Below are 23,058 nucleotides of genomic sequence, written 5' to 3'. Positions count from 1 at the left end.
GCTTCTGACGCGGAGCGTCAGAAGGACACGGCGGCCGGCTGCGAAACGGCGAGCATGGAGAGATCGCCGGTCAGCCGCTTCCAGGCCAGGCGGACGGCGGCCAGGTCCCGCCGTCGCGCCGCCGTATCCTCGTGCAGGATCACCAGCACCTTGGTGGCGAGCCGTTCCGGCTCGGTCGCGTCGTGATCGCGCCATTGGCCATAGGCATCCAGCACGGTGAAGCCATCGGGAAAGCGCCTAGTGACCTCCTGGTCCAGAAACGCCTGCCAACGCTGAGCGGATACCTGACGCTCGACCGGCTGTTGCGGCCCCAACGACAGATACAGCTCGGTACGGACCCAACGGGCCTCGGGTGGTCGCGAGCTATCCCCGACCAGGGTGGCGCCAGGCTCCTCGGCCCGGGGAGCTGCCGGAAGATGACTATCGGCGCAGCCAAGCAGATGAAGGCACAGCGCGGCAACGAGCAGCGGGCGATACATACGAAAGTCCGTCCTTGCAAGTGAGAGTGAGGAACGACGCTGGCCCTGCCAGCCGCTTACAGATGCCGGCGCGAGTTGGAACGGCAATCAGGTGCCGGCGAGTTTATAAGGCGCCCTATGCCAACGTAATCCAGGCGACTTCGCGCGAACTTCCGCGCCATGAACAGGCATGAGTCAGGGGACCATCCAGCCACAGGAGGTCATGACAAGCACCTATCCCCCTGGCACTTCAGGGGCAACTTTCACCCCTACTAACGAAGTGCCTCCGGCTATATGGATTCGCGCGTTACTGTGCGTGATCCGCAGTACCGGACGCCAGCCTGGCACTCTTCTAAGTTTATGCCTTAGAAATCTTAAGCGAAGCAAAAGTCTGCCTTTAGGCTATAAGGCCTTTTACGTAGAGATCACCGCAGTGCCTCAGGTATGGTTTGTTTCAAGGAAGGTTTGCCTTTGGCTGGATGCCCGCGAGGCCCGACCATGACCTTCGATTATGCCTTCGCCCTCTCCACCCTACCCGCCTTTGGCCGTGCGGTACTGGTCACGCTGGAGGTAGGCCTGCTGGCCAGCAGCGCCGCGTTGCTGGTGGCCCTCGTCACCAACGCCGCGCTGGTCCTGGGCATTCCCGGGGCGCGGGTAGTGGTCCGGGGCTACGTCGAGCTGGCGCGCAACACGCCGCTACTCATCCAGCTGTTCTTCATCTACTTCGCTCTGCCCAGCCTGGGTATCCAGGTCTCCGGTCTTGCCGCTGCGTTGATCGCCATGACCTTCCTCGGCGGCGCCTATCTCACCGAGGTGCTGCGCGCCGGGATCGAAGCGGTACCCCATAGCCAGCTCGAATCGGGCCGCGCCATCGGTCTCTCACGGCTTCAGCTATTGCGCTTCGTGGTGCTGCCCCAGGCGGGAATCTTCAGTCTGCCGGCGCTGTGCGCCAACGTCATCTTCCTGCTCAAGGAAACCACGGTTGTGTCGGCGGTGGCGGTACCGGAACTGCTGTACACCACCAAGAGCTATATCGCCCTCTACTACCGTACCTACGAGATGTTGGCCGTGCTGACCGGCATCTGCCTGTTGCTCTTCCTGCCGCTGTCGTTGCTGCTCGGTGCCCTGGAACGGAGGCTGCAGCGTGGCCATTACGGGTTTTGAACTGCTGTGGCAGGCCGCGCCGCAACTGGCGGTGGGAGCAGGCCGTACCCTGGCCATCGCCGGTGGCGGCATCCTGCTGGCCAGCGTCCTGGGCCTGGCCTATGGCATCGGGCGCAGCCTGCGGCGGCCCTGGCTGGACCTCCTGCTCCGCGGCTACCTGGAGCTGTTCCGCGCCATCCCGGTACTGGTCTGGCTGTACCTCGGCTTCTTTGGCCTGCCTTTGTTGCTCGGCATCGACTTGCCGGCGTTCTGGTGCGCGGTGCTGGTACTGGGACTGTGGGGAGCCACCGAGATCGGCGAGGTGGTTCGGGGCGCCCTCGCCTCCTTGCCGCCTGGCCAGCGCGAAGCGGGACTGGCCATAGGACTCGATACCCCCCAGCTCTATCGCTGGGTACTGCTGCCCCAGGGCCTCAAGCGCCTGACGCCCGGTGTCATCAATGTGCATACCCGGATCATCAAGACTAGCTCACTGGCCGTGCTGATTGGCGTGGTCGACGTCACCAAGGTCAGCCAACAGATCATCGAGCGCACCTACGAATCGGTCACCCTTTACGGCTTCCTGTTCGTCTTCTTCTTCCTGCTCTGCTATCCGCTGTCCAGCGCCTCGCGCGCGCTGGAACGGCGTTGGAACCACGCATGAATCCGTTACTCCAGCTGTCCGGCTTCAACAAGGCCTTCCAAGGTACCCCGGTACTCAAGGACATCGACCTCAGCGTCCGCGAGGGCGAGGTGGTGGTGATCCTCGGGCCCAGCGGCTGCGGCAAGAGCACCCTGCTGCGCTGTCTCAACGGGCTGGAACAGGGTGACAGCGGTAGCCTCGCCTTCGCCGGCCGCCCGCTGGACGCCCGCAGTGACTGGCGTGAGGTCCGTCAGCAGGTGGGCATGGTGTTCCAGAGCTACCACCTCTTCCCGCATCTGCGGGTGCTCGACAACCTGTTGCTGGGGCCGCTCAAGGTGCAGCGGCGGCCCCGCGCCGAGGCCGAGGAACAGGCCCGCGCCCTGCTGGCGCGAGTGGGCCTGGGGCACAAGGCCGAGGCCTGGCCCCGTGAGCTCTCCGGCGGCCAGCAACAGCGGATCGCCATCGTCCGCGCCCTGTGCATGAACCCCCGGGCGCTGCTGTTCGACGAGGTGACCGCGGCGCTGGATCCGGAAATGGTCAAGGAGGTGCTGGAAGTCATCCTCGACCTGGCCGGCGCCGGCATGACCCTGCTCATCGTCACCCACGAACTGGCCTTCGCCCGTGCGGTGGCGGATCGCATCCTGTTCATGGATGCCGGACGTATCGCCGAAGAGAGCGACCCCGAGAGTTTCTTCAGTGCACCGCGCAGCCCCAGGGCCCGCCAGTTCCTGGAGCGATTCTCTTTCATGGAAAACCTGCCCAGAAGGAAAGTCTCGTGACCTTGAGATCCACCCTAGCCCTCCCCCTGCTCGCCCTTGGCCTGCTCGCCGGTTGCGACAACGCCTCCACTGCCAAGGCGCCAGCTACCGCTTCCGCCACCAAGGGCGCCTTGGAAACCATCAAGGCCCGCGACAAGTTGATCGTAGGGGTCTTCAGCGACAAGCCGCCCTTCGGCTTCGTTGATGAGAAAGGCCAGTACGTTGGCTTCGATACCGATCTGGCCAAGCGTTTCGCCAAGGACTTGCTGGGCGACGAGCGCAAGGTGGAATTCGTCAGCGTCGAGCCGGCGAGCCGGATTCCCTTCCTGCAGAGTGACAAGGTGGATCTGATCTTGGCCAACATGACGGTCACCCCCGAGCGCCAGCAGGTGGTGGATTTCACCAATCCCAATCTGAAGGTCGCGGTCCAGGCGCTGGTACCCGCGGACAGTCCGGCGCAGAAGCTCGAGGATCTGAAGGACAAGACGTTGATCGTGACCACCGGCACCACCGCGGATCTCTGGCTGACCCGCAACCACCCGGACTGGAAGCTGCTCAAGTTCGAGAAGAACTCCGAGTCGCTGCAGGCACTGGCCAACCACCGCGGCGATGCCTACGCCCAGGACAACCTGGTGCTCTACGGCTGGGCCAAGCAGCACCCCGGCTATCGCCTGCTGCCGGACAAGCTCGGTGCCGAAGCCCCCATCGCCCCGGCGGTGAAGAAGGGCAATACCGAGTTGCGCGACTGGGTGAACGGAGAGCTCACCCGACTCGGGCAGGAGCGCTATCTGCTCAACCTCTACGACCAGTACGTGCGTGCCCAGCTACCAGAGGGTACCGATCCCCAGGCGGTCATCGTCGAAGGGGGTGACTGGAAGGCGAGTACCGGGGGCTAAGGTCCTACCGCCGTATGGCACATCCGCAGTACGGGCGTGCCATACGATAACGGGTCAAAACAAGCCAGAAGTCGGCAATGGCGTACCCTTGAGCCGCCAGGCGCCCACTGCCGCGGCCTTCCAGTGCCGCGGATTGTGATTGGCTACGGTGCGGGCATTGCGCCAGTGGCGATCCAGGTTATGACTGCGCCCGGTGGTCGAGGCCCCGCCCACGTCGAACAGCGTTTCCGCGGCCTTGAGTGCGAGTTCGGCGGCCAGGTACTGGGCCTGGGCCACGCCCAACGCCGCCTGCTCCACCGATTCGGCGCCGAGTTCGGCCGTCCAGCTGGCATCGATGCTGTCGGCTGCATGCAGAACGGCTGCTTCCGCGGCGAAGGCCCGGGCCGCGATATCACCCACGGCCCATTCGACATAGGGGTCGTCGACCGAACGGCTGGCGCTGCTGTGCTTGATGGGACGAGCGTGTTCGCGGGCGAAGCGCTCGGCATCGAGCTGCGCGTTACGCGCGATACCAGCGAGGACGGTGCCGAGAAACAGCTGCAGGAACGGCGTGACGATGGTGCGGGTGCCCTCTTCCACGGTCCGCGGCCTGATCTCGTCGCGCTCGACGCGGACCTCGTTCAGGCGGGTGGTGCCACTGGCGGTGAGGCGCTGGCCCATGGCATCGAAATCGTCCAGCAACTCCAGTCCGGACCGATCGCGCGGGAGCACGAAGGACACCGGCTGGTCGTTCTCGTCCAGCGCCACGGCGCTGATCCAGTCGGCGAACAAGGCTCCCGTGCTATAGAACTTGCTGCCCTGGGCGCGGTAATGATCGCCGTGATCGACCAGCCGGGCCGCGATGGCGCCGTTGGCGCCGCCCAGTTCCCAGCCGGCGTTGCCCAGCACGGCACCCGCCAGATAGCGCGGGAACCAGCGGGCGCGTTCCGCTTCTGCCTGGTCATGGCGCGCCGCGAGGAGGCCTTCGAGAAAGGCGAACCCCGGCCGTAGCGCCTGGGCGACGTTGGAGTCCGCTGCGGCGATGCGCAGCAGCAGCGCGATGACGTCACGCACGCGGCCCCCCGGACCGCCGTAGCGGGTCGGGATACGCAGGGTATAGACACCGGCCTCGGCCAACTGCCGGATAGCCTCGTACGGCAGTTGCCGTTCGCGCTCACAATTCGCGGCGCCGGCGGCGATTTCAGGTAGCAAGCGGTCGACGCGGGCGCTGATGGCCTGCACCGAAGTGGCCGACTGAAGTTCATGGGCAGTCATAGGTCTCTCCAAGGCTAGATAGCGATTTTCCAAAGACGTGCCTCGTCCAGCAGACTCAGCGCCTCATCCGCCGGATCGAGCGGCGGGACCTGTAAGAGCGCGCCACTGCCTGGTAGGCGGGGCACGGAGCCCAGCAGGCGACGGGTGTAGTCATGCTGGGGGGCGGCGAACAGCCGCTCGGCCGGCGCCCGTTCCACCACCTGGCCATGGCGCATCACCAGCACCTCGTCGCTGACATGGCGGATCACGCCCAAGTCGTGGGAAATGAACAGGTAGGCGAGCCCCAGGGAATCCTGGAGATCCGCCAGTAGGTCGAGGACCTGCGCCTGGACCGACACGTCCAGGGCCGAGACCGGTTCGTCACAGACGATTACCCGGGGCTCGCCGGCGATGGCGCGGGCAATGGCGACGCGCTGGCGCTGACCGCCAGACAGCTGCAGCGGGCGGCGCTGCGCCAGCTGCTCCGGCAGGCGGACCTGCTTGAGCAGGCGGGCGATTCGCGCCGGTCGCTCGCTGGCGGGGATACCCGCCACCGCCAGGGCGTCCGCGAGGATCTGCGCCACGCTCCAGCGCGGATCGAAGGAGCCGAGCGGATCCTGGTAGACGATACCGATCTGGGAGCGCCAGGGTCGGCGCTGGGACTCGTCGATAGGCTCACTGGCCGAATTCCAGGCCCGGCCGAGAAAGCTCACGGCGCCGCTGTCCGGTGTCAATAGACCCAAGGCCAAGCGGGCGACGGTGCTCTTGCCGGAGCCGGATTCGCCGACGATGCCGAGGGTCTGCCCCGCGCGCAACGTGAAGCCGACCTCGCTCACTACCTCCCGGACCTGCCCATCCGGACCGCGATAACGCTTGCTCAGCCCTTCTGCCTGCAGCAGGACCTCGCCCGGCGGACGTCGCGTCGCGATAGCCGTCGCCCCGGGCGACAGCCGACTGCCGCGGGGCTGCTCGGCAGGCACCGCGGCCAGCAGGGCGCGCGTGTAGGGATGAGCCGGCGAACTCAGCACCTGAGCCGTCGGCCCCTGCTCCACCACCTCGCCATGGCGCAGGACCACCACCTCATCGGCTAACTGCGCCACTACCGCCAGGTCGTGACTGATGATCAACAGGGCGGCGCCGCGCGCCTTGATCTGGCGAAACAGCTCGAGGATCTGCGCCTGGACCGTCGCATCCAGCGCCGTGGTCGGCTCGTCGGCGATGACCAGCGCCGGATCCAGGGCCAAGGCACTGGCGATCAGCGCGCGCTGACGCAAACCGCCGGACAGCTGATCGGGTCGCTGCCGAGCGCGCAACGCCGGCTCTGGCACGCCGACCCGGGTGAGCAACTGCAGCACCTGGGCGCTACGGGTATCCCGCCGTCCATGGGCATGGGTATCCAGGACCTCGAGGATTTCCTTGCCGACCTGACGTAACGGATCGAGGGAGACCAGGGCATCCTGGAGCACGAAGCCGATGTCCCGCCCCCGCACCTGGCGCCATTGCCGCTCGCTCAGGCCGAGCAGGTTACGACCGGCGAACTGCAGCCGCCGGGCCTGCACCTGCGCCCGAGCCCCGGCCAGCCCGACCAGGCTGCGGGCACTCACGCTCTTGCCGGAGCCGGACTCGCCGACCAGGGCGACGCAGCGCCCGGGTGCCAGGGTGAAATTCAGATCCCGTACCACGGGCTGGTCGCCGAAGGCGACGCTCAGCCCTTCGACGATCAAGGTCGTGTCATTCATGGCGGCCCTCCAGGCGACGCTGCAGATAACGGCCGGCTACCGTGGTCGACAGGGTCGTCAGCACGATGAACAAGCCGGGAAAGAAGGTCAGCCACCAGGCATTGGCGATGAAATCGCGGCCCATGGACAGCATGGTGCCCCACTCCGGCGCCGGCGGCCGCGCGCCCAGACCGAGAAAGCTCAGCGCCGAGGCCCAGACGATGGCCTGGCCCACGCCCATGGTCACGGTGACGACCAGCGGGCGCATGGCGTTCGGCAGCAACTGACGAATGATGATGCGTCGCGGTGAATGCCCTAGCGCCTTGGCAGCTTCCAGATAGCCGGCCTGGCGCACCGCCAGGACCTGGCCGCGGACCAGACGTGCATAGCCGGGAGCGGCGCCAAGACCCGTGGCGACGATCAGCGGACCAACGCCACTGCCGAACACCGCTACGAAGAGCAGCGCCAGCACCAGGCTGGGAAAGGCGAACAGCACTTCCAGCACACCGCTGATCAGCTGGTCCAGCCGACGTCCGCCCAACCCGGCCAACAGACCGAGGATGATCGCCAGCGTGAAGGCCAGCGCGGTGGCAGCGATACCGATGGCGAGGCTCTGCCGCGCGCCATGGACGATCCGGGCATAGATGTCGCGCCCGGATTGGTCGGTACCCAGCCAGTGCGCCAGACTCGGGGCTTGGAACGCCTCCCGCGGCGTGATCGCCAGGGGGTCGAGTCGGGTGAACAGCTGCGGCGCCAGGGCGGCCAGCAGCACCGCCAGCAGAAAACCCAGGGCCAGCAATGCACCGACCGGTGGCAATCGCCACGAACGATGCTGGCTTAGGCCACTATCGAGGACGAGACCGCTCATGGCTGCTGCTCCTGTTGGCGCGGATCGAGCCAGAGATGCAGCAGGTCCACCAACACATTGGCCAGGACGTAGACGGCCGCTACCACCAGGCTGATGCCGATGGTAAGGGGCAGATCCTGCATCTGTACGGCCTGATAGAGCTGACGCCCCAGGCCCTTGCGGGAAAAGATCACCTCGACCACCACCGCGCCGCTGATGAGCGCGCCGATCGCCCAGCCCGAGAGCGAGACGCCGGGTAACACCGCGTGTCTTAGCGCATGACGAAAGCGCACCTGCAGCTCGCCGAGTCCGCGGGTGCGCGCCGTGAGGATGAATGGCTGCTCCAGGGTCAGCTCCAGCGCTTCGCGGGTGATCTGGGCGATGAAGCCGGCCAGGGGGATGGCCAAGGCCAGGGCCGGCAACACCAGGGCCGCCAGGCTGTCGCTGCCCGCCGGAGGAAACCAGCGCAGGCCGAAGGCGAACACCGCCAAGAGCACCACGCCCAGCCAGAACTGCGGAATCGACGCCGCCACGGTCTCGCACAGTGAGGCCAGGCCGCCGAGCCAACGGCCACGACCGGCAGTCAGCACGGTCAGCAGCAGCACCAGCAGCCAGGCCAGCACCAGCGCCGCCATGGTCAATTGCAAGGTAGCGCCGCCCTGCTCCGCCAGTACCTGGGTCACCGGTTGGTGCTGCGAATAGGAGATCCCCAGGTCACCGTGCGCCAGGCGTTGCAGATAGAAGAGGTACTGCACGCCGAGCGGTCGATCCAGCCCATACTCGCGGCGGGTGGCCTCGAGGGTCTCGGGGGTCGGATTGGCGCTCGCCCCGCCGAGGATCGCCAGGGCCGGATCGCCCGGCATCAGGCGCAGGACGAAGAAGGTCAGGGTCGCCACGGCCAGCAGCACCAGGGCAGCGCCGAGCAACCGCACGAGGGCGCGTCGGCCGAGGCGCGCCAGGCGTTGCCGGCGCGGATCGGGTGGCAGAACGACGGGTAGCGTGGTGGTCATTTGTTCACCCAGGCGTCATAGAGATAGGTCACCGCCAGCGACGGCTCCAGCCGTACGCCATGGGCGGTCTTGTAGATACCCAGTCGGGTACTTTGCGGGTAGGTCGTCAGCTCCAGGTACTCACTGGCGATGCGGGCCTGGGCCTGACGATAGAGCTCGCGGCGGATCACCGGATCCTGGGTCGCGAGAGCCTGGTCCATGAGCGCATCGAAGCGGGCGTCGCTGTAGCCGGCACTGTTCTGGTGATAGCCGCCAACGCCCGCCGGCTGGATGAAGGCCGAGCCGAAGATGATGCGGAGGACATCGGGCGTATTGGTATTCCAGTAGCCCAGGCGGATGTCGTAGTCCCAGGCCGCCTGGCGCGCCGTGACCTGGGCGTCGCTCATCTGCTCCAGCACCACCTCGATCCCCACCGCGCGCGCCGTGGCCTGCACCTGCTCCCAGAGCGTCTGCTCGGACGGCGAGGTGCGATTCCCCACCAGGGTGACCACCCGCAGACGCTTGCCGTCCCTGGTTCGATAGCCCTCGGCATCGCGCCGGGTCCAGCCGGCCTCGTCGAGCAGCCGCGCCGCACGGACCGGATCGTGATCCTGCAGGTGCTCGAAGTCCGGACTGTAGAAAGGCGTCGCCACGCTCAGCGGTCCGCCAGCGCGGGGAAACTCGCCGAAGTAGACGCTTTTCAGCGCACCCTCGATGTCGGCGCTGCGCACGAAGGCCTCGCGTACCCGGCGGTCGTCGAAGGGTGCGCGGCGAAGGTTCAGGGTGCCGTTGGTGGGATTGCCGGGCCGCTGGGCAACGATCACCTTGAGCTCGGGGTTGCGCCGCGCCGCCTCGTGGGACTCCGGCGGCAGCGTCTCGATCACGTCCACCTCACCCGCCTGCAGGGACGCGAAGCGCACCGAGGGCTCCTGGATGAATTTCCACAGAATCCGGTCGAGGTACGCCGGACCCTGGTGTTTGGCGGTGGGCGGGGCCCAGTTGTAGTCGGGATTGCGCACCAGTTCGACCTGGCTCTGGCGCTCCCAGCGCACGACCTTGAACGGGCCGCTACCCACCGGACTTTCGCAATTGACATCGCGCGGTCGCTTGAGCGCGGTGGGTGACTGGATACCGAGAAAGCCCTGGGCCAGGACTTCGAGAAAGGCAGCGTAGGGACTGCTCAGGTGGACGACGGCGGTGTGGGCATCGACGATATCGGTACCGCGGTACTGACGGATGTAACCACCTGCCGTGCTCGACTGGGTCTTGGGGTTAGCCATGTGGTCGAGGTTGGCCTTGACCGCCTCGGCATCGAATGGGGTGCCGTCGGTGAAGCGCACATCGTCGCGGAGGTGGAAGGTGTAGCTGAGGCCGTCCGCGGAGACTTCCCAGCGCGTGGCCAGCCAGGGACCGATACGGCCCTGCTCGTCCATCGACACCAGCGAATCGAGATACTGCTGGGCCACGAACACCTGGGGCATGTCGCCGGCCACATGGGGGTCCAGGCAGGTGGGTTCACGATCGGTGGCATAGACCAGGGTGCCCCCGTGGATGGGTTTGCCTTGGTCAACCTGCCGCGGCGCCTGGCGTTCGCAACCGGCCAGGGCGAGGCTCAACAGGGTGGCGGTGAACAGCGTCGGGGCATGGCGGAGCAGCGGTGTGATGTCTTTCAAGCAGGCCTCGATGGCAGCCGGATGAGGTGAAGGTCGAGGAGACTTTTGCGAAAAGCGTGCCGCGCTCATTTGGCCGCCAACGCGGCCGTTTGAGGGTCGGTGCTGTCGCCTGGCGGGCAATCTGGCTGACCGTTGTCGCGCCGGGAACAGTGGGATTCCGCTGCGAAGCGCAGCGGCGCCTGCGGCTCGCGTAGCGCGGCGGGATCGCGATAGCGCGCACCGGGATGGTCGGCGGGCAGCCGTGCCGCGCCCGCCCCGAAGAGCCGCTCCCGCAAGGTCTCTCCAGGCTCGTAACGCTCGCGAAAGCGCCCGCGGCGGCGCAATTCCGGGATCACCAGCTCGATGAAGTCGCGGGCGGTCTCGAAGCTCAGGTACTGGCGCAGATTGATCCCGTCGATACCATCCACATCCAGCCAGCGCTCGATCTCGTCGGCCACCTCACGCGGCGTGCCCGCCGCGAAGAAGCGATCCTCCAGCAGGCCGCCGAAGCTACTCAGGGCCTCTCCCACCCTGGTCTGGGGACCAAAGCGATTGACCAGCCCCCAACCGGCGTCCCCTTCGCGAAATATTTCCTGCAAGCGGGCGTGCGGCGGATAGGCGCGCAGATCCACGCCGAGCTGGGCATGGGCCATGGCGCCGTCGGCGCTCACCAGCTGTCGATAGCTGGCGAGCTTGTCGGCCACCTCCAGATCGGTGCGGCCGACTACCACACCGGCCTGGACGATGAATTTCAGCGCCGCCGGGTCGCGTCCCTGGGCCGCCGCGTTGGCCCTCATGGTGGCGATGTTGCGGCGTACGTCCGCCGGGGTGGCGCCGCCAGTGAAGACGACCTCGGCGTGGCGACCGGCGAAGGCGCTGCCGGCCGACGAGCCGGTGGCCTGAAACAGCAGTGGCGTACGCTGGCGCGAGGGTTGGCACAGGTGCGGGCCCGCCACCCGGAAGTGTTCACCCTGGTGATCGATGTAGCGCACCTTGGCCGGGTCGGTGTAGACCCGCCGGGCGCGATCCTGAACCACGGCGTCGTCGTCCCAGGAGCCTTCCCAGAGCTTGTAGAGCACGTCGAGGTATTCATCGGCGATCTCGTAGCGACGATCATGGGGGACTTCTTCGGTGAGGCCGAAATTGCGCGCCGCGTTCGGCAGGTAGGAGGTGACGATGTTCCAGCCCACCCGCCCGCGGGTCAGGTGATCGAGGGTGCTCATACGCCGAGCGAAGGCGAAGGGCGGCTCGTAGGTGGTGGAAAAGGTCACCCCGAAACCCAGCTCCCGGGTGACTGCCGCCATCGCCGGCACCAGCAGCAGCGGATCGTTGCTCGGTACCTGCAGGCCCTCGCGCAGGGCCGTTTCTGGTCCATCGCGAAAGCGGTCGTAGACGCCCACCACATCGGCCAGGAAGACCCCGTCGAAGGTGCCGAATTCCAGCAGCTGAGCCAGCTCCAGCCAGTAGTCCAGATCGTTGAAGCGATGGCGCTGGTTATCCGGGTGCACCCACATCCCGTGCATGATGTGGCTGACGCAATTCATTTCGAACAGATTGACGTGCAGTGACTTGGCCACGTGGGTTCCTCTTGGCAAGCGAGTCGGCCCGGGGGCGCGGGAGCATCCGCCCCCCAGGCGTGACGGGTTCGGTGCCCGACTTGGGCAGCAGGCGTTCAAAAGCGGAAGGCCACGCCCGTGGTCAGGCTCAGGGCATCGCCCGGATAGAAATTCGCCGAATCGCGACCGCCGGCGTCATAGGCGGTGTTGGCCGCCGTCGCGTAGCGCTGGTCGGTGAGGTTGCGGACATCGGCGAAGACCTCCCAACGCTCGCCTGGCGCCTGGTAGCCGACCTTGGCGCCCCAGATCACGTAGGACGGTGTCTGCCAGGTATTGGCGAAATCCACGTAGTAACTCGACGCGGCACGAACGTTGAGCGAGGCATAGAAGCCGCTGCCCTGGCGATAGGCCAGTTCGGCCTGGTAAACCTGCCGCGGTATGCTCGGCAGCTCGTTGTCGCCGAAGGTGGCATCGTGGCGGTAATGGAAGTCGTTGAGGGTGTAGGCCTGGCGCAGAGAGAGGGTGTCACCGCCCTCGCCTTCCCAGAGCAGCGCATTGAGTCCGGCCTCGATGCCCTGGTGGATGGTCGGGCTGGAGTTGCCGGTGGCCGTGAGCTGATCCTGGCTGGCGCTGGCCTGCTGGACGACCACCGTCAGCAATTCCTGCTTCACCCAGGACCGATAGAGGGTGAGGCTGCCATCGAAGATGCCGTGGCCGCCGCGGATCCCGACCTCGAAGGTATTGGCCTTCTGCGGGCGCAGGTCGTACAGGTAGGGATTGCCGGTGCTGCCCATCTGCCAGGTGACCGGGGGATCGATGGAGCGGCTGAGGTTGGTGAAGATCTGGAGTTCCGGCGTCAGGTCGTAGCGCAGTCCGATCCGCGGCGCCACGGCGTTCTCGGTGAAACCCACGCGGTCGGGAAAGTCGGTCCGGTTGACGCTGGTGGTGGACTCTATCTCCGCCTTGCGCTTGATGTTCACCAGCGACACTCCGGTGGTCAGCCAGAGGTCGTCGGCCAACTGCAGGTCGTTGCCCAGCGCGAAGACCGTGTCACGCGAGCCGGTGTAGTTGGTTTCCTGAAGCTTGGCGCCGGTCGTCTGGCTGTGGGACTTGACGTCGGCCAGGTAAGCCCGCGTGGTGCTGAGGATCACGCTGCTGTCGCTGGGTAAGCCGAACAGCGTATCGCCCGTGCGCAGGTACCTCAGGGTGAGATTGAGGTCCTTGGAGCGCCAGTCCTGCGGCGCCACCGCATATCGCCAGCCGTTGAGCAATGGATAGTCGTTGTAGGCGGCGCCGACCTCCAGCTTGGCACCGTCGTCGAAGGTATAGGTGGTCTGGTTGCCGATGAAATAGGTGCCGTCCTTGCGCCGGCCGGTGGGCACGGCGTTGCTGCGTGGATCTTGCTTGAGCTGGTAGCGCGTCAGGGTATTGCCGTTGGTGAGCTGCTCTTCGCGATAGCGAAAGAAGAAGCGCGTCTGTAGCTGCGGACTGAAGACGTGACCGACGTTCGCCGCCACCCCGCGACCCTCGTTGGGGGTGTTGTCCTGGTAGCCGTCGCGTTCGTTGTGCACCAGGTTGACGTAGTAGTCGCTGTCACCCACGACTCCACCCGTGCTCAGCTGCTGCTTGCGATAGCCATAGCTGCCCAGTTCGAAGCGTGCGTAGTTGCCCGGATCGGTACGACCGGTCTTGCTGACCATGTTGATGGCGCCACCCAGCGACAGCGCCGCGTATTCGAAGGCGTTGGCGCCGTAGAGCACCTCCGTGTGGTCGACGGCCTGCATGTCCAGGAAATCTTCCTGGGTACCCCCGGGACCGCTGATGGGCAGGCCGTCGAAGAGGAACTTGGTACCCAACACATAGCCTTGGTAGAAGGTGTTGAGCCCGGAGCCCCGGATCGAGATCTTGTTGGCCCCCGTGCCACTGGTGGCCTGGGCGAACACGCCCGGCTGCAGCGCGAGCACGTCTTCGGCATTGGACGCCCGCCCCTGCTCGACCTGGCGGTTGTCGACCACGGCGGTACGTCCGGCGACCTGCTCCAGGCGGATCTGGTCCCGTTGCGCATCGCTGACGCTGGCAGCACCGCTGACGGTCACGGTGGACAACCGCGTGCCCTCCTCGCCCTCGTCGGCCGTCGCCGCGAAAGCGGCTTGGCCGAGCAGCAGCGTCAGCGTCGGGACGCTGGCCAAGGTCATCAGCGTGGGGCGATACGATCCTTGTCGAACAGAAAATGGCACGAGTCATGTCTCCGCGGCGCCGGGCGCCCTTACAGGTGAGCGCTGGCTAGAGCAGGCTTCGTGCCATGGCACGAAAGGCTCTGGACTGCGGATTTGCCGCCATCCTCGATTACCGATTTCAAACAGTTTGACTATTCACTGTTGATGAGCAGGCAGTCAAAGGGATCACCTCCCAGGCTGCGGAACCTGCCATCGACTAGCCTCGAGGCCGGGGCCAGGGCAACGCCGCTCCGCTCAACCGCGGTCTGGTTTCTCGCCAAGATCACTGGCATATCCCGTAAAACCAGACCTTTCACTACAGGCATCGACTGCTGGTAGGTCCCCCGGGATCGCGGTGGTTATATCCCTCGGCTAAGGGCTCATAGCTTTTCGGCTGTTGGTGCTCGCCCGCGTGGCTGAAAGACTGTCCAGAAGCAGGTCCATTTCCGAGGTCGTCTTCGTGAGCTCAAGGCAACTCAAACTCGGCGCCTTCATGCGCCCCGTCAGCATCCACACCGGCGCCTGGCGCTATCCCGGCGCGCAGCGGGATGCCAACTTCAATCTCCAGGCGCTGACGCGCTATGCCCAGACCCTGGAAAGGGGGTGCTTCGATGCCTTCTTCATGGCCGATCATCTGGCCTTGCTCAACATGCCGCTCGAAGCGCTCAAGCGCAGCCATACCGTCACCTCCTTCGAGCCCCTGACGCTGCTCGCGGCCCTCAGCCAGGTGACCGAGCGCATCGGCCTGGTGGCCACGGCCTCCACCAGTTTCGAGGAACCCTTCCACATCGCCCGGCGCTTCGCCTCGCTGGACCACCTCTCCAACGGCCGCGCCGGCTGGAACGTGGTCACCACGGCCAATCCCGACGCGGCGCGCAACTTCGGCCTGGACGACCACCTCGAACACGACCGCCGCTACGCCCGGGCCCGTGAGTTCCACGAGGTCGTCACCGGCCTCTGGGACAGCTGGGCGGACGATGCCTTCGTCCACGACCCGGAGAGCGGGCTGTTCTTCGATCCCGCGCGCCTGCGCCGGCTGGATCACCACGGCGAATTCTTCAAGGTCCAGGGCCCCCTCCATATCGCGCGGCCCCCGCAGGGCTGGCCGGTCATCGTCCAGGCGGGCGCCTCCGAGGCCGGACGCCAACTGGCCGCGGAAACGGCCGAGGTGATCTTCGTTGCGCCGGGCACGCTGGCCGATGGGCAGGCGTTCTATCGCGACATCCGCCAGCGCATGGCCTTGCTCGGCCGCCCGGCCGACCACCTGAAGATCCTCCCAGGCGTGCTGGTGGTGGTCGGCGACAGCGAGGCCGAAGCCAAGGCCATACGTGCCCGGCTCGACAGCCTGGTGCATTACGAGAGCGCCATCGCCTCGCTCTCGGTGGCGCTGGGGGTCGATGCCAAGGGCTTCGATCCGGATCGACCCTTGCCACCCATTCCCGAGACCAATGACAGCCGCAGCAGCCGCCAGCGCGTCCTGGAGCTGGCCGAGCGTGAAGGCCTGACCGTGCGACAGTTGGCCCAACGGGTCGGCGGCTATGCTGGCTTGAGTTTCGTGGGTACGGCCCAGACCATCGCCGACGAGATGCAGGAGTGGCTGGAAAACGAAGGCTCGGACGGTTTCAACGTGATGTTCCCCTGGCTGCCCGGCGGGCTGGACGCCTTTGTCGACCAGGTCGTGCCGGAGCTGCAACGCCGCGGTATCTTCCGCCGCGCCTACAGCGGTACCACCCTACGTGAACACCTGGGACTGCCGTGGCGGCCGAACCGACATTTCAGCCCTGCGAACCCATAGGGAAGACGTCCATCGCCTTTGTCGAGGCCCGGTGAATTGGGTATCAGCGCTGCTCGACCAGGTTGAGAAAGCGCCTGGTGCGCTCGTTGCGCGGATTGACCAGAATCTCCTCGGGCGTGCCGTCGGCGATGATCCGGCCCTGCTCCATGAACAGCACCCGGTCGGCGACGTCCCGGGCGAACTTCATCTCGTGGGTCACGACCAGCAGGGTGGTCCGCTGCTCGCTGGCGATGGCACGGATGACCGCCAGCACCTCGCCGACCAGCTCGGGATCCAGCGCGGACGTCACCTCGTCGAACAGCAGCACCTCGGGGCGCATGGCCAGCGCCCGGGCGATGGCCACCCGCTGTTGCTGCCCACCCGACAATTGCCTGGGATAGGCCTCCGCCCGTTGTGCCAGGCCGACCTGGTCGAGATAGTCGAGTGCCCGTTGGCGGGCCTCGGCTGCGGTCAGCTTGAGGACCCGCCGCGGCGCCTCGGCGACATTCTCCAGCACCGTCATGTGCGGGAACAGGTTGAAGTGCTGGAACACCATGCCCACTCGATGAATCCGTGCGGTCGGCCGAGCCCAGGGCCATTGCCAGCGAGCACGGGGGTCCGGTACGGCGGCGCCCGCCACGGTGATGGCGCCTTGCTGATAGGACTCCAGTCCCTTGATCAGCCGCAACACCGTGGACTTCCCCGAGCCGCTGGGACCGATGAGGGCGATCCGCTGGCCCTGCTCGATGCGCAGGTCGAGCTGGTCGATGATCCGCAGCTCGCCGATTTCCTTGACGACGCCTTCGAGCAGGATGTGGGCGGGCGCGGACGGGATTGCCTGATCAGCCATGGCGACGGCGCTCGAGATAGCCGAACAGCGCCGAGGTGGGCACGCTGATGGCGACGAACATCAGCGCCATCAGGGTGTAGGGTTCGTTGTAGTGGTAGGTCATGCCGGACACCTGTTTGGCCGCTTGGAACAGCTCGGGAATGCTGATGACCGCCAGCAAGGGTGTTTCCTTGAACATGCCGATCAGGTAGTTGCCCAGCACCGGCAGCAGGGGCCGGTAGGCTTGCGGCAGGATCACGCGACGCCAGACGGTCGAGCGATCGAGATCCAGGGCAAAGGCTGCCTCCCACTGCCCGGGCGGGATGTCGTCGATCACGCCGCGGATGGCTTCGGCGATATAGGCGCCGTAGTAAAGGCCCAGGCCGATGACCCCGGTGGTGATCGCCGGCAGGCTGAGGCCCGCCAGCGGCAGGGCGAAAAATAGGGCGTAGAGCTGGACCAGCAGCGGCGTGCTGCGGAAGAAGCCCAGGTAGGCGGCGCAGAGGCCACGTACCAGCCTGAGCGCGCTGCGCTGGGCGAGCGCTATCCCCAGGCCGATCAGGACCGCCAGCATGAATCCGAGCAGCACGACCCGCACCGTCACCGCCAGGCCGGCCAGCAGGTCGGGCAGGATCGACCAAGCCAGGGCGAAATCGAAATCCACGGATCAGGCCCTCGCACGCCGCCAGCGCGTGAGGCGGCGCTCATAACGCCGAACCAGCAGGGTGAGCGGCCAGGCCAGGATGAAGTAGCAGACCAGCACCAGCCCCCAGATCAGCGGCTGGTGGCCCAGGCTGGTGATGAGCTGACTCCCGGAGAACGTCAGGTCGGTCAGGGTGATCAAGGAGACCAGCGAGGTGGTCTTGAGCAATTCCACCAGCTGATTCCCCAGCGGCGGCAGCATCATCGGGAGCGCCTGTGGCAGGATGATGCGGCGAAAGGCGCTGACCGGGCCGAAATCCAGGGCGCGCAGGGCATCGTGTTGGTCGCGACCGACCGCACTCAGGGCCGCCCGCACGATCTCCGCGCCATAGGCCGAGAAGGTCAGCCCCAGCCCCAGGACGGCGGTACCGATCGGCGGCAAGGTGATCCCGAACAGCGGCAGTACGAAGAACAGATAGAACAGCAACACCATCGCCGAGATGCCACGCAGTACCTCGACATAGACCCGCGCCAGGCCACGCAGCAGTCGATAGGGCGACAGGCGCAACAAGGCGACGGCGAACGACAGCACCAGCACCAGCAACTCCGTGAGCACGGTGATCTGCAGGGTCATCCAGGCGCCCTGCAGCAGTTCGCGCGCGATGAACAGGTAGGCTTGCGGATCGAGGGGCATGAGACTCAGGACTCCAGACCGGGCACCCTATTCAGCGCTCGTCCGTTCATGCGCCGCAGCGCTGCTCGGCGGTGACGTCGGCTGGCGGCAACTCGTTTTCGGTATAGCCGTACTTCTGCAGGATCTTCAGCAGTTCACCGGACGCCCGCAAACGGGCCAGTTGCTCGTTGAAGGCCTGGGCGAACGCCGGGTCGCCCTTGGGCAGACCATAGGCGTGGTAATTCCAGGTGGGCTGGCCCTGCGCATCCGGGATCTGCTGGAACGGCAGCGCGCGCTCGACCGTCGCGCTGTTGGCTTTCTTCAGCAGGCCGATGATTTCGGCGTCGGGAAAGTACACCACCTCCACCCGCCCCGCTTCCAGGGCGGCGAGCGCCTCGTTGTCCTTGTCGAACAGCACGACATTGGCCGTGGCGATGCCGCTGTCCTTGGCCTCCTGGACCTGGTGGCTGCCCGGTTGGGTCGCCAGGCGCACCTGGCCGTTCTCGGCGACGTCCTTGAGGCTGTGCAGCTTCAACGGATTGCCGGCCTTGACGATGAAGGCACCGCCGGAACGCGTGACCGGATTGGAATAGGCGATGACCTTGCAGCGGGCGGGCGTGATGAACAGCCCCGCGCCGATCAGATCGAAGCGCTTGGCGGCGAGACCCGGCACCAGGGCGCCGAAATCGGTGATCGGGGTACTGATGCGGGTGATACCCAGGGGTGCGAGTATCGCCTTGAGCACCTCGATATTGGCGCCGGTCGGCTGGCCATCGGTGCCCAGGTAGGCATAGGGTTGCTCGTTGGCGATGCCGGCGGTGAGACCTTCGCTACGGCCCTTTTCCAACAGCCCCGCTGTGGCGGAAAGAGAAAAGAGTCCGCTTGCCAGCAGCGCGGCACCGCAAACGACGGCACGGGATCGTTGAAAAAGGGCGGTCATGGATACGTCTCGAAAACAGATCACTGATGAGGAGTGCAGCCAGCAGTCACCATCAGCGGCTGCATGAACCGCCTGGGAGGGGTCGAGCGAGCGGTCACTATAGGAGGCTGGCAGAAGGCCGCTAAATAACAAATTGTCATATTTTCATCGCGATAAGTGGCTTGACGTCTGCCCGCTCACTCGCATTAGCGACCAACATCTTGCCCACTCAGCGCAAACCGAAACCCCGTTTCTTCAGCGCCTCTACCAGATGCTCGCGGCCGTGCAGCGCGGCTACGCGCCCAAGCCGCGCCAGCACCTGCTCCGACCAATTGGCGGCCGTGAGTCCTTCGCTGCGATAGAAGGCGCCCAGGCTCTGGTCGTAGGCCTCGATGGCCGCCGCCTCAGGGGCAGTGCCATAGGTTTCCCGGTGCAGCACGGCGGGCTGGGGCAGGCGCGGCTTCACCTTCGCCGGTCGTTGCGGGTCCGGGTGACCAATCGCCAAGCCGAACACCGGATAGACGTCGGCCGGAAGGTGCAGCTCCGCCGCCACCGCCTCGATGTCGTTACGGATCGCGCCGATATAGACGCTGCCCAGCCCCAGGGACTCCAGCGCCACGACGGCGTTTTGCGCGGCGAGTGCCGCGTCTATCGTCCCCAGCAGCAGACTTTCCAGGAAGGGCACCGCTTCCAGCTCCACGTCGGCGCGTTCGCCGAGGCGCCGTACCCGCGATAGATCGGCCAGCCAGACCAACAGCAGCGGCGCCTCTACGATGTGCCGCTGGTTGCCTGCCAGCGCTGCCAGACGTGCCTTGCGCGCCGGCTCCTCGACGGCGACGAGGCTCCAGACTTGCAGATTCGAAGAGCTTGCGGCCGACTGGGCCGCGGCGACCAGGGTCTCCAGCGTGCCCTCCGGCAGTGGCTGGCTCAGAAAGGCGCGGACGCTGCGATGTGCGAGCAGGCCTTCGAGCACCGAGTTGCTCAGCACCCCGTTAGGAGCGGCGGCGCTGCCATAGCGCTCTTGCAGTCGATCGGCGAAGGGGGCGCTCATGCAGTTCTCCTCGAAATGAATGGGGTTTACCGTCGGTCATGACCTGCTGGCAGCGCTTTCCTGCCACGCGGGGGAAACGGACCGGCCGGGTTTTATACGTACAAACGCAGGCTGCGGACCAATTCGATTTCAACCTAAGGTTAGGTCAGCCACCTTGGGTCTCCAGGCTGATTTCCCGCAGGTAAGCCCAAGGATAGATACCGCGATCGTGGCCGTCGCTGAAAACCAGCTGCACGCCATAGCCGAATGGCTCGATGCGTTCGATATGCACGTCGGCCGGCGCACTGTCGATACGGCCCGCCAGACGGCCCGCTCGGCAGAAGGCGCAGGGGCACAGCGCCCGCAGACGCGCATGGCCCAATTGCTGCTCGCTCCCGTCAGGCCATTGCAGGCTCAGCACGCCAGCCTGGCTGTGCAGGTGCGCCGGCGCCTTCAAGACCGGGACTCGCCAAGCTGGGTCAAGGCCAGCCGAGAGGCCTTGCGCACTTCGGGGTCACCGTCGCCAGCCGCTGTACGCAGCGCCGGCAAGGCCGCGCGGTCACCCAGCTCGCCGAGCGCCAGCGCCGCCTCTTTGCGCAAGTTGCTGATGGGATGGACAAGTACCTCCAGCAGCGGCTCCAGCGCCTCCGCAGAGCGCAGGCGGCCCAGCGCCCGAGTTGCCCGCAGCCGTACCTGCCAGTAGTCGTCGCTCAGCGCCGCGATCAGGGCAGCGCCTGCGCCAGGCATGCCAAGCTTGCCCAGGGTGGTCGCAGCCTCTTCCCGCACCTGCCATTCACGATCGGCCAGGGCACCGACCAGGCCGGCCAGGGCCCCGTCATCGCGGGCCATACCCAGGGCGCCCGCGGCCGCGCGGCGCACCTCGGCGTCCGGGTCATCGGCGAGCAGGCGCGCCAGGGTGGGCAAGGCCTCCCGGGCCTTGAGCCAGCCGAGGATGCCGACGCCTTCGCGCCGCACGGCGGCATCGGGATCGGCCAATGCCCGCAGCGCCTGGGGGGCGCCCTCGCCCAGGCGCAATTCACGCAGGCCACGCAAGGCCGCAGCCCGGACGAAGGGATCGGCATGCGCGGTCCAGGGCAGCAGCAAGCGACCCAGTTCGGGATCACGCAATTCGCTCAGGCTCTGGGCGGCCGCGGCGCGCACGGAGCCCTCGGCGTCCGCCAGGGCGGCACAGAGCGCCTCGACCACCGCGCCCTCCTCCCAGGCTTCGAGCAATCGCGCCGCCTCGGCGCGGACCGTGGCCGCGGCATCGTCGCGCAGGGCGGCCAGCAACCAGGGCAGACCCGCCGGCTCTTCGAGGTCGGCCAGGTCGATCAGGGCGATGCGTCGGATGCCTTCGTCAGCACTGGACAGTCGAGCGGCTAGCGCCTGGATGGCAGGATGATCGATGACAGGGCTACTCACAGGGCGATCCTCAGCGGTGAATGGATGGAGGTTGGTAAACCGAGCGGTGTCAGCCGGGGTAGCTGGCGGCCTTCTTCGTGGCGCAGCAACTCCAGGCAATGCCGCTTGAGATGAACGAAGTCGGGACGGGTGAGCAGCTCGGCCTGACGTGGCCGGGCGAACTCCAGACGCAGGTCGGCGATGAAGCGCCCGGGCCGCGGACTCATGACCAGCAAGCGGTCGGCGAGGAACAGGGCTTCGTCGATGTCGTGGGTGACGAACACCACGGTGGTGCGGATGCGCTCCCACAGCTGCAGCAGGAGTTCCTGCATGCGTGCCCGCGTCTGGGCGTCCAGGGCGCCGAAGGGCTCGTCCATCAGCAATAGCCGCGGCTGGTTGATCAACACCCGGGCGATCTCGGCGCGTTGCTGCATGCCCCCGGAGAGCTGGTCGGGCCAGCGCTCGGCGAAGTCGGCCAGGCCGACTTGGGCGAGCAGCTCGCGGGCTTGCCGCAAGCGCTCGGCCTTGGGTACGCCGCGCATCTTCGGACCGAAGGCGACGTTGTCCAGCACCCTGCGCCATGGCAGCAGGGTGTGGTGTTGGAAGACCATGCCGCGGGAAGCATCCGGGCCGCGCACGGGCGCGCCATCCACGTGCAGCTCGCCGCCATGCGGTGACAGGTGCCCGGCCAGGGCGCCGAGCAGGGTCGACTTGCCACAGCCGGAAGGACCGAGGATGCAGACGAACTCGCCGGGCACGATGTCCAAGTCCACGGCCTGCACGGCGTCGAACGCCTGGTCGCCCTCCCCCAGGCGGATGGTCAGGCGGCGGGCCTCGATACGTCCGCTGGCGGGCAAGGCTTCGAAACGAGTCATCAGCGGGCTCCTGCGTGGCGATACCAGGGTGTGGCCAGCGTCCCGAGGTATTTCACCAGGGCGCTGCTACCCATGCCCAGCAGGCCGATCAGCAGCATGCCCACCAGGATGTCGGGGTATTTCTGCACGGTGTAGGCCTCCCAGGTGTAGTAGCCGATGCCGTACTGGCCGGCGATCATCTCGGCGGTCACCAGGCAGAACCAGGAGGTGCCCATGCCGATGGCCAGCCCGGTGACGATGCTCGGCGCGGCGCCGGGCAGCACGATCTCCCGCAGGATGGCCAGGCGACCCGCGCCCAGGCTGCGCGCCGAGGCCACCAGGCGCGGGTCCAGGGCGTGCACGCCGTGAATGGTGTTGAGCAGCACCGGAAACAGCGCGCCGGTGAAGGTGATGAAGATCATCGAGGCTTCCGACGAGGGAAACATCAGGATGGCCAGGGGAATCCAGGCCACCGCCGGGATCGGTCGCAAGACCTCGAGGGGCGGCAGCAGGCCGTCCCGCGCCCAGCGCCAGCGACCGATGGCCAGGCCGAGACCGACGCCGCAGAGGCTGGCGGCCAGGTAGCCAGCGAAGACCCGACCGAGGCTGCTCAGCAGGTGATTCCACAGGGTGCCCGACTCCAGCAGGTCGACCGCGGCGCGCACCACCGCGGCCGGTGTCGGCACGTAGGCGAACGTGAGCAGGCCCAGATCCAGGCGCTGGCTGGCGGCCACCTGCCAGAAGGCCAGGCAGCAGAGCAACGACGCCACGCGGAGGGGCCAGGGATGCAGAGCCTTGAGCGTCATGATGCATCTCCCACGGGCGCCACC

At 66.6% G+C, this 23,058-nt stretch carries 22 protein-coding genes; 5 read left to right on the top strand and 17 right to left on the bottom strand.

All coding sequences use genetic code 11. The features are described from left to right. Nucleotides 1–17 precede the first annotated feature (17 nt). Nucleotides 18–479, bottom strand: coding sequence for a DUF3574 domain-containing protein (locus FSV73_RS01425; protein WP_145002811.1), 462 nt, complete (start codon nucleotides 477–479; stop codon nucleotides 18–20). Between the two features lie 477 nt (nucleotides 480–956). Between FSV73_RS01425 and FSV73_RS01420 the strand changes: the two genes are divergently transcribed. The 4 genes from FSV73_RS01420 to FSV73_RS01405 are packed head-to-tail and all read left to right on the top strand — an operon-like array spanning nucleotide 957 to nucleotide 3,895. Further along, complete coding sequence (locus FSV73_RS01420) at nucleotides 957–1,622, top strand: amino acid ABC transporter permease (RefSeq protein WP_145002808.1); 666 nt, start codon at nucleotides 957–959, stop codon at nucleotides 1,620–1,622. After that, nucleotides 1,603–2,262 carry an amino acid ABC transporter permease gene (locus tag FSV73_RS01415; RefSeq protein WP_145002805.1) on the top strand — a complete coding sequence of 220 codons (660 nt, stop codon included), beginning with the start codon at nucleotides 1,603–1,605 and terminating at the stop codon, nucleotides 2,260–2,262. The genes FSV73_RS01420 and FSV73_RS01415 overlap by 20 nt, the downstream gene beginning before the upstream one ends. Beyond that, on the top strand, nucleotides 2,259–3,020 hold the full coding sequence (locus FSV73_RS01410; RefSeq protein ID WP_145002802.1) for an amino acid ABC transporter ATP-binding protein: 762 nt from the start codon (nucleotides 2,259–2,261) through the stop codon (nucleotides 3,018–3,020). The genes FSV73_RS01415 and FSV73_RS01410 overlap by 4 nt, the downstream gene beginning before the upstream one ends. After that, nucleotides 3,017–3,895, top strand: coding sequence for a transporter substrate-binding domain-containing protein (locus tag FSV73_RS01405; protein WP_145002799.1), 879 nt, complete (start codon nucleotides 3,017–3,019; stop codon nucleotides 3,893–3,895). The genes FSV73_RS01410 and FSV73_RS01405 overlap by 4 nt, the downstream gene beginning before the upstream one ends. Nucleotides 3,896–3,949: 54 nt before the next feature. On the opposite strand, the gene FSV73_RS01400 is transcribed toward FSV73_RS01405, so the two are convergent. The 7 genes from FSV73_RS01400 to FSV73_RS01370 all read right to left on the bottom strand — a co-directional run bounded on the left by FSV73_RS01400 (nucleotide 3,950) and on the right by FSV73_RS01370 (nucleotide 14,085). Then, on the bottom strand, nucleotides 3,950–5,149 hold the full coding sequence (locus FSV73_RS01400; protein ID WP_145002796.1) for an acyl-CoA dehydrogenase family protein: 1,200 nt from the start codon (nucleotides 5,147–5,149) through the stop codon (nucleotides 3,950–3,952). 14 nt (nucleotides 5,150–5,163) lie between these two features. Continuing rightward, nucleotides 5,164–6,867 carry a dipeptide ABC transporter ATP-binding protein gene (locus FSV73_RS01395; RefSeq protein WP_145002793.1) on the bottom strand — a complete coding sequence of 568 codons (1,704 nt, stop codon included), beginning with the start codon at nucleotides 6,865–6,867 and terminating at the stop codon, nucleotides 5,164–5,166. After that, a complete protein-coding gene (locus FSV73_RS01390) occupies nucleotides 6,860–7,714 on the bottom strand; it encodes an ABC transporter permease (protein WP_145002790.1) in 855 nt (284 codons plus the stop codon). The genes FSV73_RS01395 and FSV73_RS01390 overlap by 8 nt, the downstream gene beginning before the upstream one ends. Continuing rightward, entirely contained in the window at nucleotides 7,711–8,703 is a 993-nt protein-coding gene (locus FSV73_RS01385; RefSeq protein WP_145002787.1) for an ABC transporter permease, read from the bottom strand. The genes FSV73_RS01390 and FSV73_RS01385 overlap by 4 nt, the downstream gene beginning before the upstream one ends. After that, complete coding sequence (locus tag FSV73_RS01380; protein ID WP_145002783.1) at nucleotides 8,700–10,424, bottom strand: ABC transporter substrate-binding protein; 1,725 nt, start codon at nucleotides 10,422–10,424, stop codon at nucleotides 8,700–8,702. Before FSV73_RS01380 ends, FSV73_RS01385 begins: the two co-directional genes overlap by 4 nt. Beyond that, entirely contained in the window at nucleotides 10,421–11,911 is a 1,491-nt protein-coding gene (locus FSV73_RS01375; RefSeq protein WP_222119431.1) for an NtaA/DmoA family FMN-dependent monooxygenase, read from the bottom strand. Before FSV73_RS01375 ends, FSV73_RS01380 begins: the two co-directional genes overlap by 4 nt. Nucleotides 11,912–12,006: 95 nt before the next feature. Beyond that, nucleotides 12,007–14,085, bottom strand: coding sequence for a TonB-dependent receptor family protein (locus FSV73_RS01370; protein WP_145002780.1), 2,079 nt, complete (start codon nucleotides 14,083–14,085; stop codon nucleotides 12,007–12,009). Nucleotides 14,086–14,599: 514 nt separating this feature from the next. Here FSV73_RS01370 and FSV73_RS01365 point away from each other — a divergent pair. Beyond that, complete coding sequence (locus tag FSV73_RS01365) at nucleotides 14,600–15,901, top strand: LLM class flavin-dependent oxidoreductase (protein WP_186309146.1); 1,302 nt, start codon at nucleotides 14,600–14,602, stop codon at nucleotides 15,899–15,901. 43 nt (nucleotides 15,902–15,944) lie between these two features. Here FSV73_RS01365 and FSV73_RS01360 read toward each other — a convergent pair whose 3' ends face one another. From FSV73_RS01360 to FSV73_RS01320, 9 genes are all read right to left on the bottom strand, one after another. Next, on the bottom strand, nucleotides 15,945–16,730 hold the full coding sequence (locus FSV73_RS01360; protein WP_145002774.1) for an amino acid ABC transporter ATP-binding protein: 786 nt from the start codon (nucleotides 16,728–16,730) through the stop codon (nucleotides 15,945–15,947). Continuing rightward, entirely contained in the window at nucleotides 16,723–17,373 is a 651-nt protein-coding gene (gene ehuD / locus FSV73_RS01355) for an ectoine/hydroxyectoine ABC transporter permease subunit EhuD (RefSeq protein ID WP_145002771.1), read from the bottom strand. Before ehuD ends, FSV73_RS01360 begins: the two co-directional genes overlap by 8 nt. Nucleotides 17,374–17,376: 3 nt before the next feature. Next, nucleotides 17,377–18,045 carry an ectoine/hydroxyectoine ABC transporter permease subunit EhuC gene (gene ehuC, locus FSV73_RS01350; RefSeq protein ID WP_145002769.1) on the bottom strand — a complete coding sequence of 223 codons (669 nt, stop codon included), beginning with the start codon at nucleotides 18,043–18,045 and terminating at the stop codon, nucleotides 17,377–17,379. A 46-nt stretch (nucleotides 18,046–18,091) separates the two neighbouring features. Further along, nucleotides 18,092–18,964: an ectoine/hydroxyectoine ABC transporter substrate-binding protein EhuB gene (ehuB, locus tag FSV73_RS01345; RefSeq protein WP_145002766.1), complete on the bottom strand. Its 873-nt coding sequence runs from the start codon at nucleotides 18,962–18,964 to the stop codon at nucleotides 18,092–18,094. Nucleotides 18,965–19,172: 208 nt separating this feature from the next. Further along, the gene (locus FSV73_RS01340; protein WP_145002763.1) at nucleotides 19,173–19,994 is read right to left on the bottom strand and encodes an NADPH-dependent oxidoreductase; all 822 of its coding nucleotides are present in this window, start codon (nucleotides 19,992–19,994) and stop codon (nucleotides 19,173–19,175) included. Nucleotides 19,995–20,139: 145 nt separating this feature from the next. After that, nucleotides 20,140–20,430 carry a DUF971 domain-containing protein gene (locus FSV73_RS01335; protein ID WP_145002760.1) on the bottom strand — a complete coding sequence of 97 codons (291 nt, stop codon included), beginning with the start codon at nucleotides 20,428–20,430 and terminating at the stop codon, nucleotides 20,140–20,142. Then, entirely contained in the window at nucleotides 20,427–21,395 is a 969-nt protein-coding gene (locus tag FSV73_RS01330) for a HEAT repeat domain-containing protein (RefSeq protein ID WP_145002757.1), read from the bottom strand. The genes FSV73_RS01335 and FSV73_RS01330 overlap by 4 nt, the downstream gene beginning before the upstream one ends. After that, nucleotides 21,392–22,249 carry an ABC transporter ATP-binding protein gene (locus FSV73_RS01325; protein ID WP_145002754.1) on the bottom strand — a complete coding sequence of 286 codons (858 nt, stop codon included), beginning with the start codon at nucleotides 22,247–22,249 and terminating at the stop codon, nucleotides 21,392–21,394. The genes FSV73_RS01330 and FSV73_RS01325 overlap by 4 nt, the downstream gene beginning before the upstream one ends. Further along, entirely contained in the window at nucleotides 22,249–23,034 is a 786-nt protein-coding gene (locus FSV73_RS01320) for an ABC transporter permease (RefSeq protein WP_145002751.1), read from the bottom strand. Before FSV73_RS01320 ends, FSV73_RS01325 begins: the two co-directional genes overlap by 1 nt. Nucleotides 23,035–23,058 lie beyond the last annotated feature (24 nt).

It is taken from the genome of Pseudomonas oryzihabitans (genome assembly GCF_007665395.1).
GTDB classification, from domain to species: Bacteria; Pseudomonadota; Gammaproteobacteria; order Pseudomonadales; family Pseudomonadaceae; genus Chryseomonas; species Chryseomonas psychrotolerans_C.
Note: the sequence above shows the minus strand (reverse complement) of the source record. Positions and strands in the feature narration are given on the sequence as shown.